15 protein-coding genes are annotated in these 14,665 nt (G+C 59.8%); 8 read left to right on the forward strand and 7 right to left on the reverse strand.

The annotated features are described in order from the left end of the window. The first annotated feature begins 136 nt into the window (after window positions 1–136). Genes FHX09_RS00105 through nuoG form a run of 7 tightly spaced genes read left to right on the forward strand, consistent with a single transcriptional unit; the run spans window position 137 to window position 7,185 of the window. Window positions 137–502 carry an NADH-quinone oxidoreductase subunit A gene (locus tag FHX09_RS00105; protein ID WP_037083187.1) on the forward strand — a complete coding sequence of 122 codons (366 nt, stop codon included), beginning with the start codon at window positions 137–139 and terminating at the stop codon, window positions 500–502. After that, window positions 490–993 (forward strand): NADH-quinone oxidoreductase subunit B, encoded by a 504-nt coding sequence (locus FHX09_RS00110; protein WP_007795368.1) that lies wholly within the window; start codon window positions 490–492, stop codon window positions 991–993. Before FHX09_RS00105 ends, FHX09_RS00110 begins: the two co-directional genes overlap by 13 nt. After that, complete coding sequence (locus FHX09_RS00115; RefSeq protein WP_007795371.1) at window positions 990–1,553, forward strand: NADH-quinone oxidoreductase subunit C; 564 nt, start codon at window positions 990–992, stop codon at window positions 1,551–1,553. Before FHX09_RS00110 ends, FHX09_RS00115 begins: the two co-directional genes overlap by 4 nt. 1 nt (window position 1,554) lies before the next feature. Beyond that, a complete protein-coding gene (gene nuoD, locus FHX09_RS00120; protein ID WP_183718667.1) occupies window positions 1,555–2,769 on the forward strand; it encodes an NADH dehydrogenase (quinone) subunit D in 1,215 nt (404 codons plus the stop codon). A gap of 17 nt (window positions 2,770–2,786) precedes the next feature. Continuing rightward, a complete protein-coding gene (gene nuoE / locus FHX09_RS00125; RefSeq protein ID WP_132588164.1) occupies window positions 2,787–3,299 on the forward strand; it encodes an NADH-quinone oxidoreductase subunit NuoE in 513 nt (170 codons plus the stop codon). Window positions 3,300–3,303: 4 nt separating this feature from the next. After that, window positions 3,304–4,569: an NADH-quinone oxidoreductase subunit NuoF gene (nuoF, locus tag FHX09_RS00130; protein WP_132588163.1), complete on the forward strand. Its 1,266-nt coding sequence runs from the start codon at window positions 3,304–3,306 to the stop codon at window positions 4,567–4,569. A 30-nt stretch (window positions 4,570–4,599) separates the two neighbouring features. Further along, window positions 4,600–7,185, forward strand: a complete 2,586-nt coding sequence (gene nuoG / locus FHX09_RS00135) for an NADH-quinone oxidoreductase subunit NuoG (protein ID WP_183718669.1) — start codon at window positions 4,600–4,602, stop codon at window positions 7,183–7,185. A gap of 27 nt (window positions 7,186–7,212) precedes the next feature. On the opposite strand, the gene FHX09_RS00140 is transcribed toward nuoG, so the two are convergent. From FHX09_RS00140 to FHX09_RS00170, 7 genes are all read right to left on the reverse strand, one after another. Then, window positions 7,213–7,656, reverse strand: a complete 444-nt coding sequence (locus tag FHX09_RS00140) for a CBS domain-containing protein (protein ID WP_132588161.1) — start codon at window positions 7,654–7,656, stop codon at window positions 7,213–7,215. A gap of 45 nt (window positions 7,657–7,701) precedes the next feature. After that, window positions 7,702–8,268: an NADH-quinone oxidoreductase subunit I gene (locus FHX09_RS00145; protein WP_132588160.1), complete on the reverse strand. Its 567-nt coding sequence runs from the start codon at window positions 8,266–8,268 to the stop codon at window positions 7,702–7,704. A 30-nt stretch (window positions 8,269–8,298) separates the two neighbouring features. Next, on the reverse strand, window positions 8,299–9,285 hold the full coding sequence (gene nuoH, locus FHX09_RS00150) for an NADH-quinone oxidoreductase subunit NuoH (RefSeq protein ID WP_132588159.1): 987 nt from the start codon (window positions 9,283–9,285) through the stop codon (window positions 8,299–8,301). A gap of 412 nt (window positions 9,286–9,697) precedes the next feature. Continuing rightward, window positions 9,698–10,474: an ABC transporter permease gene (locus FHX09_RS00155; protein ID WP_007795397.1), complete on the reverse strand. Its 777-nt coding sequence runs from the start codon at window positions 10,472–10,474 to the stop codon at window positions 9,698–9,700. Beyond that, window positions 10,461–11,228: an ABC transporter ATP-binding protein gene (locus tag FHX09_RS00160; RefSeq protein ID WP_037083189.1), complete on the reverse strand. Its 768-nt coding sequence runs from the start codon at window positions 11,226–11,228 to the stop codon at window positions 10,461–10,463. Before FHX09_RS00160 ends, FHX09_RS00155 begins: the two co-directional genes overlap by 14 nt. A gap of 64 nt (window positions 11,229–11,292) precedes the next feature. Beyond that, window positions 11,293–12,294, reverse strand: a complete 1,002-nt coding sequence (locus tag FHX09_RS00165; protein ID WP_165933032.1) for an ABC transporter substrate-binding protein — start codon at window positions 12,292–12,294, stop codon at window positions 11,293–11,295. Window positions 12,295–12,335: 41 nt separating this feature from the next. After that, window positions 12,336–13,418 carry a 4-oxalomesaconate tautomerase gene (locus tag FHX09_RS00170; RefSeq protein WP_165933031.1) on the reverse strand — a complete coding sequence of 361 codons (1,083 nt, stop codon included), beginning with the start codon at window positions 13,416–13,418 and terminating at the stop codon, window positions 12,336–12,338. A gap of 107 nt (window positions 13,419–13,525) precedes the next feature. On the opposite strand from FHX09_RS00170, the gene FHX09_RS00175 reads away from it, so the two are divergent. After that, the gene (locus tag FHX09_RS00175; protein ID WP_132588158.1) at window positions 13,526–14,446 is read left to right on the forward strand and encodes a LysR family transcriptional regulator; all 921 of its coding nucleotides are present in this window, start codon (window positions 13,526–13,528) and stop codon (window positions 14,444–14,446) included. The last annotated feature ends 219 nt before the right edge of the window (window positions 14,447–14,665 follow it).

The raw sequence follows: 14,665 nt of genomic DNA on the forward strand, positions 1-14,665 counted from the left end.
CGACGGAATACACTGATAATTCAAGAAAGGATTGCCAAAGTCGCTTCCCGGGGCGACCGCACTACCGGTTCCGGATGGGGCCGGCGGCGGCCTGAAGAAAGCTCTCGGTGGGTGACCGGGGCAATGCGATATGACTATGGCTGCAATGGAGTTCCTGCCGGTTCTTTTCATGGTTGCCGGAATTGTTCTGGTGACGGCGGCGACGCTATTTTTCTCCTCGTTGCTGCGGCCGTCCAATCCCTATCCCGAGAAGAACATGCCCTATGAGTGCGGCGTGGACCCAGCGGGCGAAGCCGCCGGGGGCCGTTTCAGGGTGCAGTTCTTTGTGCTGGCGATCCTGCTGGTGGTCTTCGACGTCGAGACGATGTTCCTGTTTCCCTGGGCCGTCGTCCTGAAAGACATAGGTCTGGTCGGTTATGTCGAGATGTTCGTCTTCATGTTGCTGCTTATCGTGGGTTTCGCCTACGCCTGGCTGAAGGGAGCGCTGGAATGGGAGGCGTAAACAATGCGATCCGCGACAGCGTGCTGTTCACCACGGCCGAGAGCATCATCAACTGGAGCCGAAAATCCGCGCTCTGGCCCGAGACCTTCGGTATTGCCTGCTGCGCCATCGAGATGATCTCGGCAGGATGCGCGCGCTATGATCTCGACCGGTTCGGCGTGGTGTTCCGGCCTTCGCCGCGCCAGTCCGATGTGATGATCATCGCCGGCACCGTGACCCGGAAGTTCGCCCCCGTCGTGCGCCGGCTCTATGACCAGATGCCGGAGCCGCGCTGGGTGATCGCAATGGGCACCTGCGCCATCTCAGGCGGGGTCTACAACACCTATGCCGTGGTGCAGGGGTCGGAAACCTTCGTGCCCGTCGACGTGCATGTGCCAGGCTGTCCGCCGCGGCCCGAGGCGCTGATGCACGGCTTCCTGCTGCTTCAGGAGAAGATCAAGAGATCCCGCGCGCTAGCCGGGACGCCTCTGGATCGGATTGCAGCCTCATGAGCGTGGAGCCGTCTCTCAATCGCGCTCTGATCATGGAGCATTTCGAAGCCGCAATCGAGGACCTCGGCGCCGTGCACGGCATCTACGCCTTTGCCGTTCCACCCGAAAAGATCGTTGAGTTCTGCCGATTTCTGAAAGACCATCCGGCGCTCCGGTTCAATTTCCTGTCTGACATCTGTGGGGTCGATCATTACCCGGAGTTGCCACGCTATGAGGCGGTGTACCACCTCTATTCGCTGCCGAACAAATGGCGGGTTCGCATCAAGTGCCGGCTTGGTGATCCGCCTCGCGTCCCGTCGGTGACGGGGGTCTGGCGCACTGCCAATTGGCACGAGCGCGAGGCCTGGGACATGTATGGCATCAAGTTCGAAGGCCATCCCGATCTGCGCCGGATCTATATGTGGGAAGGCTTCGAGGGCTTTCCCCAGCGCAAGGATTTTCCCTTAAGGGGCTACAAGGACAAACTGAATCCCTTCGGTGCCGAGGGCCCGCCGCCAACGCAGCCAGACATTGCCACCAGGGACATTCCAGAAGGAGGCCGTTCCACGCCGGAGAGTTGAGATGACCGAAGTCACCGAGCTCAGTAGGCCGGAAGGCGAAGCGCTTAATACCAAGGAAGTGCTCCTCAATCTCGGCCCGCAGCACCCCAGCACCCATGGGGTACTCCGGCTCGTCCTCGAACTGGACGGCGAGTACGTCGAGCGTGTGGATCCGCATATCGGCTACCTCCACCGCGGCACGGAAAAACTCGCCGAGAGCTTCACCTATACGCAGATTTTCCCGCTGACGGACCGGCTCGACTATCTCTGCCCACCGTCCAACAATCTGGCCTTCGCGCTGGCGGTGGAGAAGCTTCTTGGCATAGAAGCACCGATCCGGGCGCAGTACATCCGCGTGATGATGGCCGAGCTGGCGCGGATTTCCGGTCATCTTCTGATCACTGGTGCGCTGCCGATGGATCTGGGTGCAATGACCGCGCTGCTTTACGTCATGCGCGAGCGCGAGATGATCATGGACCTGCTGGAGATGATTACCGGTGCGCGCATGCACACATCCTTCTGCAGGGTTGGCGGAGTGCGCGAGGACCTGCCTGACGGATTCCTTCCCAAGATCAGGGAGTTCTGCGACATCTTCCCGAACCGGATCCGCGACTATGAGCGATTGCTCGAAGACAACAGGGTGTTCCTCAAGCGCACGAAGGGGATCGGGGTGATCTCCGGCGAAGACGCAATCGATCTGGGTCTCAGTGGCCCGAACCTGCGTGCCTCCGGCGTTGACTGGGATATCCGCCGTGACGAGCCCTACGAGATTTATGACCGGCTCGCGTTCAACGTCATCACCCGCAACGAGGGCGATTGCTACGCGCGCTGGCGGTGCCGCGTCGATGAGATGCGCGAAAGCATCGCGATCATCGAACAATGTATCGACCAGATGCCTGAAGGACCGTTCCAGATCGACATGCCGACCATCGCGTTCCCGGTAGACAAGGAACGCGTGCATTGCTCGATGGAGGCTTTGATCCAGCATTTCGACCTGTCGGCCTATGGCTTCAAGGTACCTAAAGGCGAGGTCTATTCGGCGATCGAGGCGCCAAAGGGTGAGTTGGGGTTCTACATCATCAGCGACGGATCGCCGAAACCGTTCCGCATGAAGGTGCGAGCACCGTCTTTCGTGAACCTTCAGGGCCTCTTCGGGGTCACCAACGCACGCTACCTGGCCGACATGATCGCCGTGCTGGGCAGCCTCGACCCGGTGATGGCGGAGGTGGACAAGTAGCAGGAGATTTGGATGCGATGAGCATGCGCGAGAAGATAAAAGCGGCGGCGGCGCGGTATCCGAACCAGCGCTCGGCGATCATGCCCGCGCTTCTGATCGCGCAGAAGGAACATGGTTATCTGCCCGGTCCGGTGCTGGAGGAGGTCGCCGACATCCTCGGCGTCGAGCGGATGTGGGTTTACGAACTGGCGACCTTCTACACGCTCTTCCATACCGAACCGGTGGGTCTGTTCCACCTGCAGCTCTGTGATAACGTTTCCTGCATGCTGTGCGGATCGGAGGACCTGCTGAAGCACCTGGAAGCGGTCCTGGCGATCAACAAGGGTGAGACCACCCCGGATGGGATGTTCACGCTTTCGACTGTGGAATGCCTCGGCGCCTGCGAGATGGCTCCGGTAATGCAAGTCGGCGACGATTACCACGGCAATCTGGATGTCGCGCGGGTAAACGCGTTGTTGGACAATCTTCGGGCTACAGCAGCGCGGGCGGCGAGCATTGAGCATGTTTGCGCGCAGCCGCCGGGAGAGTAGCGCCATGTTCGAGCCGGTTCTCCTCAAGAACATGAACGTGCCGGATGGTCATTTGCTGCCGACCTATGAGGCGGGCGGTGGCTATCAGGCGCTGAAGAAGGTGCTGCGCGAGAACACGCCCGATGAGATCGTCGACCTCGTCAAGGAATCAAACCTGCGCGGTCGCGGCGGCGCCGGTTTTCCGACGGGCATGAAATGGAGCTTCGTGCCGAAGCGGGGCGACAAGCCGAAATATCTGTGCTGCAATGCCGACGAAGGCGAGCCCGGCACCTTCAAGGACCGGATCATCATGGAGCGCGACCCGCACCAGCTCATCGAGGGGCTGGCGGTAAGCGCCTACGCGATCGGCGCCAAGACCGCCTATGTCTACATCCGCGGAGAGTATGTGACGGCGATCCGTCGCCTGGAGCAGGCGATTGCCGAGGCTCACGAAAGAGGTTACCTCGGGCGGAATATCCTGGGCTCCGATTTCGATTTCGCCGTGCATATCCATTGCGGCGCTGGCGCCTATATCTGCGGCGAGGAGACCGCGATGCTCGACTCGCTCGAGGGCAAGCGGGCGCAGCCCCGCCTGAAACCGCCGTTTCCGGCGGTCGAGGGGCTCTACGCCAGCCCGACGGTCATCAACAATGTCGAGACGCTCGCTTGCGTGCCGCATATCGTGATGCGGGGCTCGAGGTGGTTTCGGGAGATCGGCCCGGACAAGAGCCCCGGCCCGAAGCTCTATTGCCTCAGCGGACAAGTGCGCAAACCCGGTCTCTATGAATTGCCGATGGGCATACCGCTGCGGGAGCTGATCGAGAACCATGCCGGCGGTCCCTTGCCCGGACGCAGGATCAAGGCGGTGATCCCGGGCGGTGTCTCGGCGCCGGTCATCCCGGAAAGCGGGCTTGAGGTGGGGATGGATTTCGACTCGCTCGCTGCCGCCGGTTCGATGCTCGGCTCGGCCGGCGTGATCGTGATCGACGACTCGACCTGTATGGTCAAGGTCGCCACCCGGATCATCGAGTTCTTCCACCACGAGTCCTGCGGCAAGTGCACGCCTTGCCGCGAGGGGCTGAACTGGGTCGTGAAAGTGTTGCGCCGGGTCGAGGCGGGGCAGGGGGAGCCGGGCGATCTGGAACAGCTGGACGCGCTCTGTAAGGGCATTTTCGGGAATACGTTCTGCGCTTTGGGCGACGGCGCGGCTATGGGGCTGCGGGCCGCGCTCAAGCATTTCCGCGATGAGTTCGTCGCCCATATCGAGGAGCGGAGGTGCCCGTTTCACTGAGGTGCGCTGGAAGAAGACCGCGAGGAAGCCATGGTTCGCATTACGATCGATGAACAGATGCTGGAAGTGGAAGCTGGCTCCACGGTGCTGCAGGCCGCCGAGCGTTTGCGCATCGACATCCCGACCTTCTGTTACATGAAGCGGCTGCCGCCGCTCGCCTCGTGCCGCATGTGCCTGGTCGAAATCGAGGGGCAGCGCAGGCTGCAGCCGTCCTGCGCCACCGCAGTCACCGACGGCATGGTGGTGCGAACCAACACGCCGCTGATCGAGGAAACCCGCTCGTCCATGCTCGACATGCTGCTTGCCAACCATCCGCTCGACTGCCCGATATGTGATAAAGGCGGCGAGTGCGAGCTTCAGAACCAGGTGATGGCATACGGGCCGCGCGAAAGCCGGTTTCGTGATGCCAAACGGGTGTTCCACTCCGAGGACATCCGCCTCAGCCCTGTCATCATCATGAACGTCAACCGCTGTATCCAGTGCCAACGCTGCGTGCGGATGTGCGAGGAGGTGGTCGGCGCGGTCGCCCTGGGCACGGTCGAAAAAGGTATGGACACCGCCGTGACCGGCTTCGAGGGTAGTCTTGCAAGTTGCGACCAATGCGGCAACTGCGTCGAGGTCTGTCCAGTCGGCGCGCTGATGAGCTTCCCCTATCGCTACAAGGCCCGCCCGTGGGATCTGGCCGAGACCGACACGGTATGCCCACATTGCGGCACCGGCTGCCAGTTGACGGTCGGCACACGCAAGGGCGAGTTCATGCGGGTCCGCTCGAAGTGGGACGAGGGTCTCAACCGCGAAACCCTCTGCGTGCGGGGACGATTTGGCCTCGATTTCGTCGCGAGCCTGGACAGGATCAAGCGGCCGATGGTCCGCCGTGATGGCGCCCTCGTTCCGGTTTCCTGGGAAGAAGCGCAGAACTACCTAAGACAGCGCCTTTCGGCGGTTGAGGGAAGGGCAGCAGGCGGGCTTGCCTCGCCACGCCTTCCCAACGAGACGCTTTATCAATTCCAGAAAATGATGCGGACGATGTTCCGAACAAACAATATTGACTGCTCGTCGCGCTGGTCCACGCCTTTCGATGTGCTCGGTCCGTTGGTTACTAGCTTTTTCAGCCGCGCGCCGCTCCAGGACGTCATTGGAAACGCCTGCGTGCTCGTCGTCGGTGGCAACGTGACCGAGGAGAATCCGGTCACCGAGTATCTCCTGCGCGACGCTGCACGCCGCCGCCAGACGAGATTGCTCATGCTCTCGGTGCGGCCGTCCCGCTTGGACGCCGATGCACGGGCGGTCGTTCGCGTTTCGCCGGGCTGTGAGGCAGCGAGCCTTGCCGCAGTCGTGGCCTCTGTCGTAGCGGCCGGAAAGGACCTGCCGGACGACGTTCTTGCTGACATCGGAGCGACAATTGGCGGGCCGGCGGCCACCGGCAGCGACGCAACGTACCGTCTGGCCACGGCGCTGCTGGAAGGCGGGAGCGTCACAGCGCTTGTCAGCGCCGACCTCCTGAGGTCACCAACAGCGCGCGCGACGCTGCAGCAGCTCAACAACCTGCTGCAGGTTCTCCGCCTGCTCGGCAAGAACCCGACGATGCAGTTTCTCTTCGATCGCGCCAACCAGCTAGGCGCCTGGGATATGGGCGTTTTACCAGCCGCTCTGCCGGGACTGCGTACGGTCGCCGATAATGCCGCGCGCGCAACTCTCGAACGGGCCTGGGGCGCCGAGATTCCGTCGGAACCAGGCGTGGATTTCGACGGGATGCTGCAACTCTGCGACAGGGGGCGAATGGGTGCGCTCTATATCGTTGGAAGCGACCCCCTGATGTCCTATCCCGACCGGGAGTTTGTGCAGCGGGCGCTTCGTGCCGCGGGTCTGCTGATCGTGCAGGACGCATTTCTCACGGATACGGCGGGCCTCGCTGATGTCGTGCTGCCCGCCGCGAGCTACGGCGAGGAATCCGGCACTTTCACCAACAACGAAGGCCGGCTCCAGAAGGTCCGCAAGTTCCGTGAGCCGGTCGCCGAGGTCCGAGGCAATCTGGCGATCTTCGACTTTGTCGCAGCACTTCAAAGCCATACACTGCGGCCATCGGTTCAAACCGAGATTTTCGACGAGATCGCCCGGCTGGTTCCCGCCTATGAAGGCCTGACGCAGGATGGGCTAGACGCTGAGGGAGCATTCACCAAGGCGGCTCTCGTGCTCCCGGCTGGCAGGTTCTTCGCCCCACCGGCGGTGCCCATTGCAACCGACAGGCTCATGCTGGTCACTGGCAACTGCCTGTTCCACAATGGGTATCTTTCCGAGCGCTCGGAAATCCTGAACACGGTCGCCGACGACCCCTATGTCGCAATGGGTGCGTGGGACGCGGCACAACTTGGCCTTTCGGATGGCGATCAGGTGGCTGTACGATCCGCCCAGCACGAACTGACGGCAAAGCTCAAGATCGACAGGCATTTCCCGCAGGGACTTGTGTTCATTCCCGAAAATTACAGAGCCCTTCGCCTCAACAGCCTGATGCGGCGAGGCGAATATCCCTGTCCGGTGGACGTAAAAAAGGTGCACGTACCATTCGAGATCACCACCGTCGCCGGGTTCGGGGCAGAGCCCGAGAGGCCGAGCTGAGCCATAACCTTGCGCTTGCCGGCAGCGTCAGTGGTAATGAGCAGTTCCGCAAATGTAATTGTACAGATCCTCCTCCGTGCGCATCGCTTCCTCAAGCCTGTACTTGACCACGTCGCCGATGCTGACAACGCCGGCTATCTTGTCGCCATCCATGACCAGCACATGGCGCGTGCGCCGCTCGGTCATGATCGCCATGACAAGAGGCAGTAAATCGTCGGTCGAGCAGGTCGCCACACGGCGGTTCATGATCTCGCCGACGCGCATGACGGGCGCTTCGATTCCGTATTCAGCGACTGCGTTGCAGCAGTCCCGCTCCGACACCGTTCCCAGGCATTCCCCGGGGGAACGGCCGACAATAACGAAGCCGATGTTGTTTTCGCGAAACAACCTCAGGACCTCAACCATTGTATGGTCCGGCGTGACCGAGACGATCTCGGGGGATTTGGTCTTCAAGATTTGGCAGACAAGCATTTTGACCTCCTGTCTGCGCGCTTCGGCTTGATGGCTGGCGCGCGTTCACGTTCGTCGGATATTCTGCCACCAGTTGTACCCTTGTGGCTCGCTCGTCTCGACCAGAACGTCCTGTTCAGTGTTCAGGCGCGCCGAGACCACGCCGCCGCCGGTCACAGCTTTGCCCGGCTTGGCGAGCAGATCGTCCCGTCCAATCACCAAGTCACGCGAGGAAAAACTCGAGAATTCGTACTGCTGGCCAAGCGCGATCGCGTCGGCCGGGCAGGCATCCTCGCACAGGCCACAGAAGAGACACCGTGCCGTATCGATCTCGAATTTTGCCGGGTGACGGTTGCCCTTCTCGTCCTCGTAGGGGATGACTTCGATGCAGTCGCAGGGACAAATTCGCGCGCAGAGTTCGCAGGCCACGCATTTGATCTCGCCCTCTTCGTCGCGCTTTAAGAAATGATGCCCGCGGTAACGCGAGTAGGGCAACCATTTTTCCTTGTCAGGATACTGCATGGTCACGGATCTGGAGAACATGTAGCTAAAGGTCAGAGCCAAGCCGCTCGCCAGATCGGCGAAGAAAGCCCAGCCGATCCATGTTCCAATGCTGTCTCGTGCGCGCGACATCGGCGCTCCACTACGGAGCCGCTGCGGCCCCTAAAAGAAAACAAGACCAGTTATGATTATGTTCGCCATCGACAAAGGAAGCAAGACTTTCCATCCGATCGCCATCAGCTGGTCGTAGCGGTAGCGAGGGAACGTGAAGCGGAACCACATGAACAAATAGACGAAGAACGCGACCTTGAGCGCAAACCAGAGGAGCGGTGGCAAGGGGATCAGTACGCCGTTCCAACCGCCGAAGAACAGGATTACTGCCAGGACCGACACCAGCAGTACGATGGCATATTCGCTGACCATGAAGAACGCAAAACGGATGCCGCTATACTCGGTATGGAACCCGGCGCCGAGATCGCCTTCAGCTTCTGCCAGGTCGAAGGGAATGCGCTGTGCTTCGGCCAGTCCGGCGACGAAGAACACGAAGAATCCGATCGGTTGGTAGACGATGTTCCAGACATCGGCTTGCGCTCGCACGATCTCGAGCAGGCTCATGGATTGCGCCAACATGACGACGCCGATCACGGCGAACCCCATTGGGATCTCGTAGCTTATCATCTGCGCGCAGGTCCTGAGGCTGCCCAGGACCGCGTATTTGCTGTTGGCGGCCCAGCCGCCGAAGATAACGCCATACACCTCGATCCCGATCACCGCGAAGACGAAAAGGAGCGCGACATTCATATTGGAAACGTAGAGCGTGACTTCGGCGCCGAGGACCGAGACGGTTTCGCCGAAGGGGATCGCGACAAAGACGACAAAGGGCGGAGCGAGCGCCAGGATGGGAGCCACCTTAAACAGGAAGCGGTCTGCCTCGGCCGGGATGTGGTCTTCTTTGGTTAGAAGCTTGATTCCGTCCGCCATCGGTTGCAGCAGCCCATGCCACCCAACGCGCATCGGTCCCATCCGTTGCTGCATGTGTCCGGCGATCTTGCGTTCCAGCCAGGTTAGAGGCAAGGGCAGCAGCAGCAGCATCGCGATCAGCAACGCGACCTTGAAGACGATCAATCCGATGGCCAATAGGAGTTCCATGATCCGCGGCTGCTTGTTCACGGGTTGAAACACGCGACCGGACTTTTGCTCCGGCTACGCACTGCGTCGTCTGCACCTGTCAGGCCACAGGATACAGCTGCGGCGCACCCCGTACAATACGACCATCTTCATGTCGTCGCAGGGCGGTGTCGCATTGTACGTGGCTAACCGCTTGCAGCTGAAGATGAAGAGCCCGGTCATCAGCTGCAAGAACCACCGGGGCGGAGTGTCTCGGCAAATCCCGTGCAGTCGTAAATATGAGCGATCGACTAGACTCGGACACGTCAAGTTTATCTTCGTGAAGGTGAAAACGAGCAGGCTTGAGCGTGACGCTGCTTCCGCCACATCGCGTTGCAAAGAAAAGGGCGGCTGATGGTGAGCCGCCCTTCTGCATGACAATCGCGATGGTCAGTTAGGCCGGCCGTTCTTCTCCAGCCCGCGGCTTCCATGTGATGAGACGCTTTTCGGCGACATCGAGGAACAGGTCGATGATCAGAACGAACACTGCAAGGATGATAATGCCACCGAAGACGCCTACCGCGTCGAAGTTGCCTTCCGAACGGGCGATCAGGTAGCCGAGGCCGGCGGATGCGCCAAGGTACTCGCCAATGATCGCGCCGACGACCGCGAAGCCGACAGAAGTGCGAAGCGAGGAAAGTATCCAGGTGGCGGCTGCAGGAAAGTAGACGTGGCGCAACAGGTCGGACCGCCGCGCGCCGAGGATGCGCGAGTTCGACAGGACGACCGGGTTGACTTCGCGAACGCCCTGCAGGGCGTTGAAGAACGTCACGAAGAACACGAGCGTGACCGCGAGCGCAACCTTTGACCACAGGCCAAGGCCGAGCCAGAGAACGAAGATTGGGGCGAGCACAACGCGGGGAATAGCGTTCACCGCTTTGATGAACGGGTCAAGGATGCGAGCGACATACGGGCTTAGTCCCAACCAGACGCCCGCCGCAACGCCGAGACCCGTGCCGATCAGATAGCCCAGAACAGTCTCGCTGAGAGTGATGCCGACGTGCTTGTAAAAGCCCGGATCGACAACCCAGCTGACTACTTGGTTGACGATGTCATATGGTGCCGGGAAAAAGAACCGATCGATGACGCCGGATGTCACACCAACTTGCCAAGCGCCGAGGATCACGGCCAAAAGTGTAACTTGGATTAGACGGACGTTAATGGCCTGCATAGCTTTTCTCCACTTCGCCCCTCAGGGACGCCCAGATATCGCGATAAAGGGTCATGAACTTGGGGTCGAGCTTGATTTCGGCCACGTCTCTCGGGCGCTCTAGATCGACACCGAAGCTCTCGATGACGCGGCTGCGCGGGCCGGCAGCCAGAACCACCACGCGATCACCGAGCGCGATTGCCTCTTCGAGATCGTGCGTGATCATGACCACGGCACGTCTGTCTTCCTGCCAAAGTTTCAGCAGTTCGTTCTGCATCAAATGCCGCGTGTGTATGTCCAACGCTGAGAAAGGCTCATCCATCAGGATTACCTTGGGCTCGGTGATCAGCGCCTGCGCCATCTGTACGCGCTTGCGCTGGCCTCCTGAAAGTTGGTGAGGGAAGCGGCTCTCAAAACCCTTCAGCCCAACCTTTTCCAGCCAGGCCATTACCTTAGGGTGACGTTCTTCTGCCGCCACACCGCGAAACATCAGTCCCAACTCTACGTTCTGGTAAGCCGTCTTCCACGGCAGCAACGCGTCCTGCTGGAATAGATATCCGATGTTGTTCTGGACGTCCTTTACGGGCGTCCCATCGATACAAACTTCGCCTTTTGCGGGTTTCAACAGGCCCGCGATTGCATTGAGAATGGTCGACTTGCCGCACCCCGTAGGACCGACAATGGAAAGGAACTCACCGTTACCAACCGTGAGATTCACGTTTTCGACTGCGACAAAGGCTCCGAACGCCATGGTGACTTTGTCAATGGTGACCATCGGGGGAAGGCTAGGTTGAGACGCCGCCTCGATCTTCCTTGCTGCGTTTGACATATTTAACCCCTTAGTTTTCAGCACTGTGGCCAGCGGCTTCGACGAACTTGTTGGTGTAGGTCGTATTGAGGTCGATCGTGGCCTTGCCGACGCTTTCGTTAAAGCTCTTGAGAACTGCGAGGGGAACCTCGAGGTCGGCGGGCGTGAACCGGCCGTCTTGGGAGAAGATCGCCTTGGCGTTCTCCACTGCCTTGATGTAGGTCTGCTTATCGCCCGAGACGAAGTCGTCGGGGAGTTGGGCGACGATCTCCTCGGCAGAGTGTTCCTTCATCCAATGAAGCGCCTTCACCGTCGCATTGGTAACCTTCTGAATGACCTCAGGGTGCTCGTTGATGTAATCTTGGTTGGCATAGAGCACTGACGTCGGATAGATGCCTCCGTAAACAGCTTTGGCACCTTCGTCGCTCCTCGCATCGATAAGTATTTTGCCAAGCCCACGCTCTACGACGATCGTGGCGGCGGGGTCGTAGTTGACCAGGAGGTCGATTTTGCCCTGCTGCAAGGCGGCGACAGCCGCGGCTCCCGAGCCGACACCTATGATCGAGATGTCATTGTCACTCAGGCCATGCTGCTTGAGGTAATAACGGATGAAGAAGTCGGACGAGGAACCGGGCGAGGTGATGCCGACGTTCTTTCCCTTGATTGTTTCCGGTTTCGCCGGATCGAAATCGCTATCGTTCTTGCCCGCGAGAACAAGGCCTGAATTCCTTGCGAGCTGGACGAAGCCGACAACATGCTTGCCTTGGGACTGCATCTGGATCGTGTGGTCGTAGAAACCGACAGCGACATCCGTCGATCCGGCCACCAGGGCCTGGAGTACTTTCGAGCCGCCTTGCGCGAAGTTCTCAGTCGTGACGTCCAGGCCCTCTTGCTTATAGAATCCCAGGCTTTCGGCGACAGGGAAAGGTAGGTTGTTTAGATTATAGGAGCCCACGCTCATGCGAACGGAGTCGGCATTAGCTGCGGTAGCGAGAGACAGCGCGGTAGCTGCTGCCAAGAAATATTTACGCATGAGATTTCCTCCCTATTTGCTCCGGTCCTCGCCGGAGCAGGTTATGCAGCGTGTTCGACACGCTCGTTCGGCTTGGCGAAGGCATAGCCTTCGAACAGTCTCCTCGCGGTCCTGACTAGGCCCGCGACTGTCGATCCGTTTCGCGTCTCCAGCTGCACGTCGATACGTCCGCTGGGGTGTTCGATACGAACCAGCGTCGGCAGTCCGTTTTCGCCGACGATCTGTGACGCTACCGTTCCTGAGGTAGTGGCGGCGGTAGCGATTCCGACTGCACCGGTGGTAGCGAGGGCCGGATGGCAGTCGTTGGGCATGAAGTATCTCACTGACAAAGTCCCGCCGTTCCGCGCCGGCGAGATCAGGACAGGCTTAGGAATGATCATGTCGGACACGTCTCCCATGCCCATCAAACGACCTGCCTCGGTGCGGATGGAGGCGAGGCGGTCGATAAGCTGAAGGTTCGCCGATAGCGAGGCGGCGTCTTCGTAACCGGTCACGCCCATGTCTGCAGCGCGAACAAGGACCATCGGGATGGCGCAATCGATTGCGGTAACTTCGATACCTGCGATGACGTCCGAAGGGTTGCCAGTGGGGAAGAGCTTTCCCGTTTTAGCGCCGGCCGCGTCCAGGAAGGTGAGGGCGATTGGAGCGGCGAGGCCCGGTACTCCATCGATCGAAGCGTCGCCCAGATAGATGACCTCGCCTTTCCGTGTCGGAACCTTCGCCTCGATGATTTTTCCCGTGTTGACGTTGTGAATGCGCACGACAGTGTCAAAATTCGCGGCTGCTACTAGACCGGCCTCGATTGCGAACGGACCGACAGCGGCGAGCATGTTGCCGCAATTCGGCGAGTAATCCACGATCTGTCGGTCGGTGCGCACCTGTGCAAACAGGTAGTCGACGTCCGCTCCAGGAACGCTAGCTGGACCGATGATGGCAACTTTCGACGTCACCGGGTTTCCTCCTCCGATCCCATCAATCTGCAGCGGGTGCCCCGATCCCATGATGGAAAGCAGCGCTGCGTCGCGACCAGCTTGATCGCCAGGCAAATCGGAGGCCAGAAAAAACGGGCCCCGCGAAGTGCCGCCGCGCATAAGGACGCATGGTATGCGTATTAGGTCGTTCATTACAGGTCCTCGAATATTGCGCAAGTCGGATTAATGGTCTTGCTTATTGCAATATGTGGAACGTCGGCCTAATTGTGAAATGCAATCTTTGAAGGGATTATTGCGATATGAGCATCAATTGCGAAGTATTGGATCTCCGTGCCTTTCAGGCGGTGGTAGACCTTGAGAGCTTTCACCGAGCTGCCGAGGCTCTCAATATTTCACAGCCGGCTCTCACCAGGCGCATCCAGAAGCTCGAACAGTCGATCGGCGCGCCATTGCTGGATCGGACGACCAGACATGTAGCTGCCACGGCGACCGGGCAGGAGCTACTTCCGCTAGTGAGGCGGATGCTCGAGGAGTTCGATGGTTCTCTTTTTGCCCTCAAGGATGGCGGTTCGCAGCGGCGCGGACTGATCACGATGGCGTGCGTTCCAACTGCTGCCTTCTATTTTCTGCCAACGGTCATCAAGAAGTTTGGCACTGACTATCCCCATATCAGGCTGCGTATCCGCGATCTAACAGCCAACGAGGGGCTGCAGGCGGTGGCTCGCGGGGAGGTCGAGTTTGGCATCAATCTGATGGGAAATTCGGACCCAGACCTTTCGTTCGAACCTTTGATCGATGACCCCTTCGTGCTTGCCATGCGCAAGGATCACCCGCTCGCAGCTCATGACCAGGTGAATTGGGGGCAACTCGACGGCTACCCTCTCGTAGTCGTTGATCGCTCGAGCGGTAACCGGGTCCTTTTAGACGGCGCTCTTGCGAAGCATAATCTTCGCTTGAACTGGTTCTATGAGGTCACTCATCTCAACACGTCGCTAGGACTGGTCGAAGCCGGGCTCGGTATTTCAGTTCTTCCTCGGCTAGCGACGCCTCAAGAAGAGCACCCGTACTTGGTCTCGCGCCCAATCATCGACCCGGTGGTGACCCGAACCATCGGTATCGTCCGCCGACGCGGTGCGCAACTGTCGCCCGCTGCCGGAAAGTTCATCGAGGTGCTTTTGAAGACGTGGAAGGGCGGCACTCTCACGCCTGATGTTGGCTAACCTCATTGGTGCACTTGCAGGAATGTCATGCAGAGGCCTTCATTGCGGCGCGCGTTCGGCGCGCCTAGCGTCAGCCGACACTGGCGATAAGGAGCCTATCGGATGGCAAAGATCGTACGACTAGAGCGAACACGAGGATCTCGCTAACCTACAAAGCTCGCACTTGACGCTAGCCAATCTTTGCGAAATGCTAAGATGTCAGACCAATTTGAAGGTCGG

The organism is Rhizobium sp. BK538, assembly GCF_014197575.1.
GTDB lineage: Bacteria > Pseudomonadota > Alphaproteobacteria > Rhizobiales > Rhizobiaceae > Rhizobium.

Coding starts and splice junctions, on each gene's coding strand:
- FHX09_RS00105 (WP_037083187.1), top strand. CDS start 137: ATGGCTGCAATGGAGTTCCTGCCGGTTCTTTTCATGGTTGCCGGAATT.
- FHX09_RS00110 (WP_007795368.1), top strand. CDS start 490: ATGGGAGGCGTAAACAATGCGATCCGCGACAGCGTGCTGTTCACCACG.
- FHX09_RS00115 (WP_007795371.1), top strand. CDS start 990: ATGAGCGTGGAGCCGTCTCTCAATCGCGCTCTGATCATGGAGCATTTC.
- nuoD (WP_183718667.1), top strand. CDS start 1,555: ATGACCGAAGTCACCGAGCTCAGTAGGCCGGAAGGCGAAGCGCTTAAT.
- nuoE (WP_132588164.1), top strand. CDS start 2,787: ATGAGCATGCGCGAGAAGATAAAAGCGGCGGCGGCGCGGTATCCGAAC.
- nuoF (WP_132588163.1), top strand. CDS start 3,304: ATGTTCGAGCCGGTTCTCCTCAAGAACATGAACGTGCCGGATGGTCAT.
- nuoG (WP_183718669.1), top strand. CDS start 4,600: ATGGTTCGCATTACGATCGATGAACAGATGCTGGAAGTGGAAGCTGGC.
- FHX09_RS00140 (WP_132588161.1), bottom strand. CDS start 7,656: ATGCTTGTCTGCCAAATCTTGAAGACCAAATCCCCCGAGATCGTCTCG.
- FHX09_RS00145 (WP_132588160.1), bottom strand. CDS start 8,268: ATGTCGCGCGCACGAGACAGCATTGGAACATGGATCGGCTGGGCTTTC.
- nuoH (WP_132588159.1), bottom strand. CDS start 9,285: ATGGAACTCCTATTGGCCATCGGATTGATCGTCTTCAAGGTCGCGTTG.
- FHX09_RS00155 (WP_007795397.1), bottom strand. CDS start 10,474: ATGCAGGCCATTAACGTCCGTCTAATCCAAGTTACACTTTTGGCCGTG.
- FHX09_RS00160 (WP_037083189.1), bottom strand. CDS start 11,228: ATGGTCACCATTGACAAAGTCACCATGGCGTTCGGAGCCTTTGTCGCA.
- FHX09_RS00165 (WP_165933032.1), bottom strand. CDS start 12,294: ATGCGTAAATATTTCTTGGCAGCAGCTACCGCGCTGTCTCTCGCTACC.
- FHX09_RS00170 (WP_165933031.1), bottom strand. CDS start 13,418: ATGAACGACCTAATACGCATACCATGCGTCCTTATGCGCGGCGGCACT.
- FHX09_RS00175 (WP_132588158.1), top strand. CDS start 13,526: ATGAGCATCAATTGCGAAGTATTGGATCTCCGTGCCTTTCAGGCGGTG.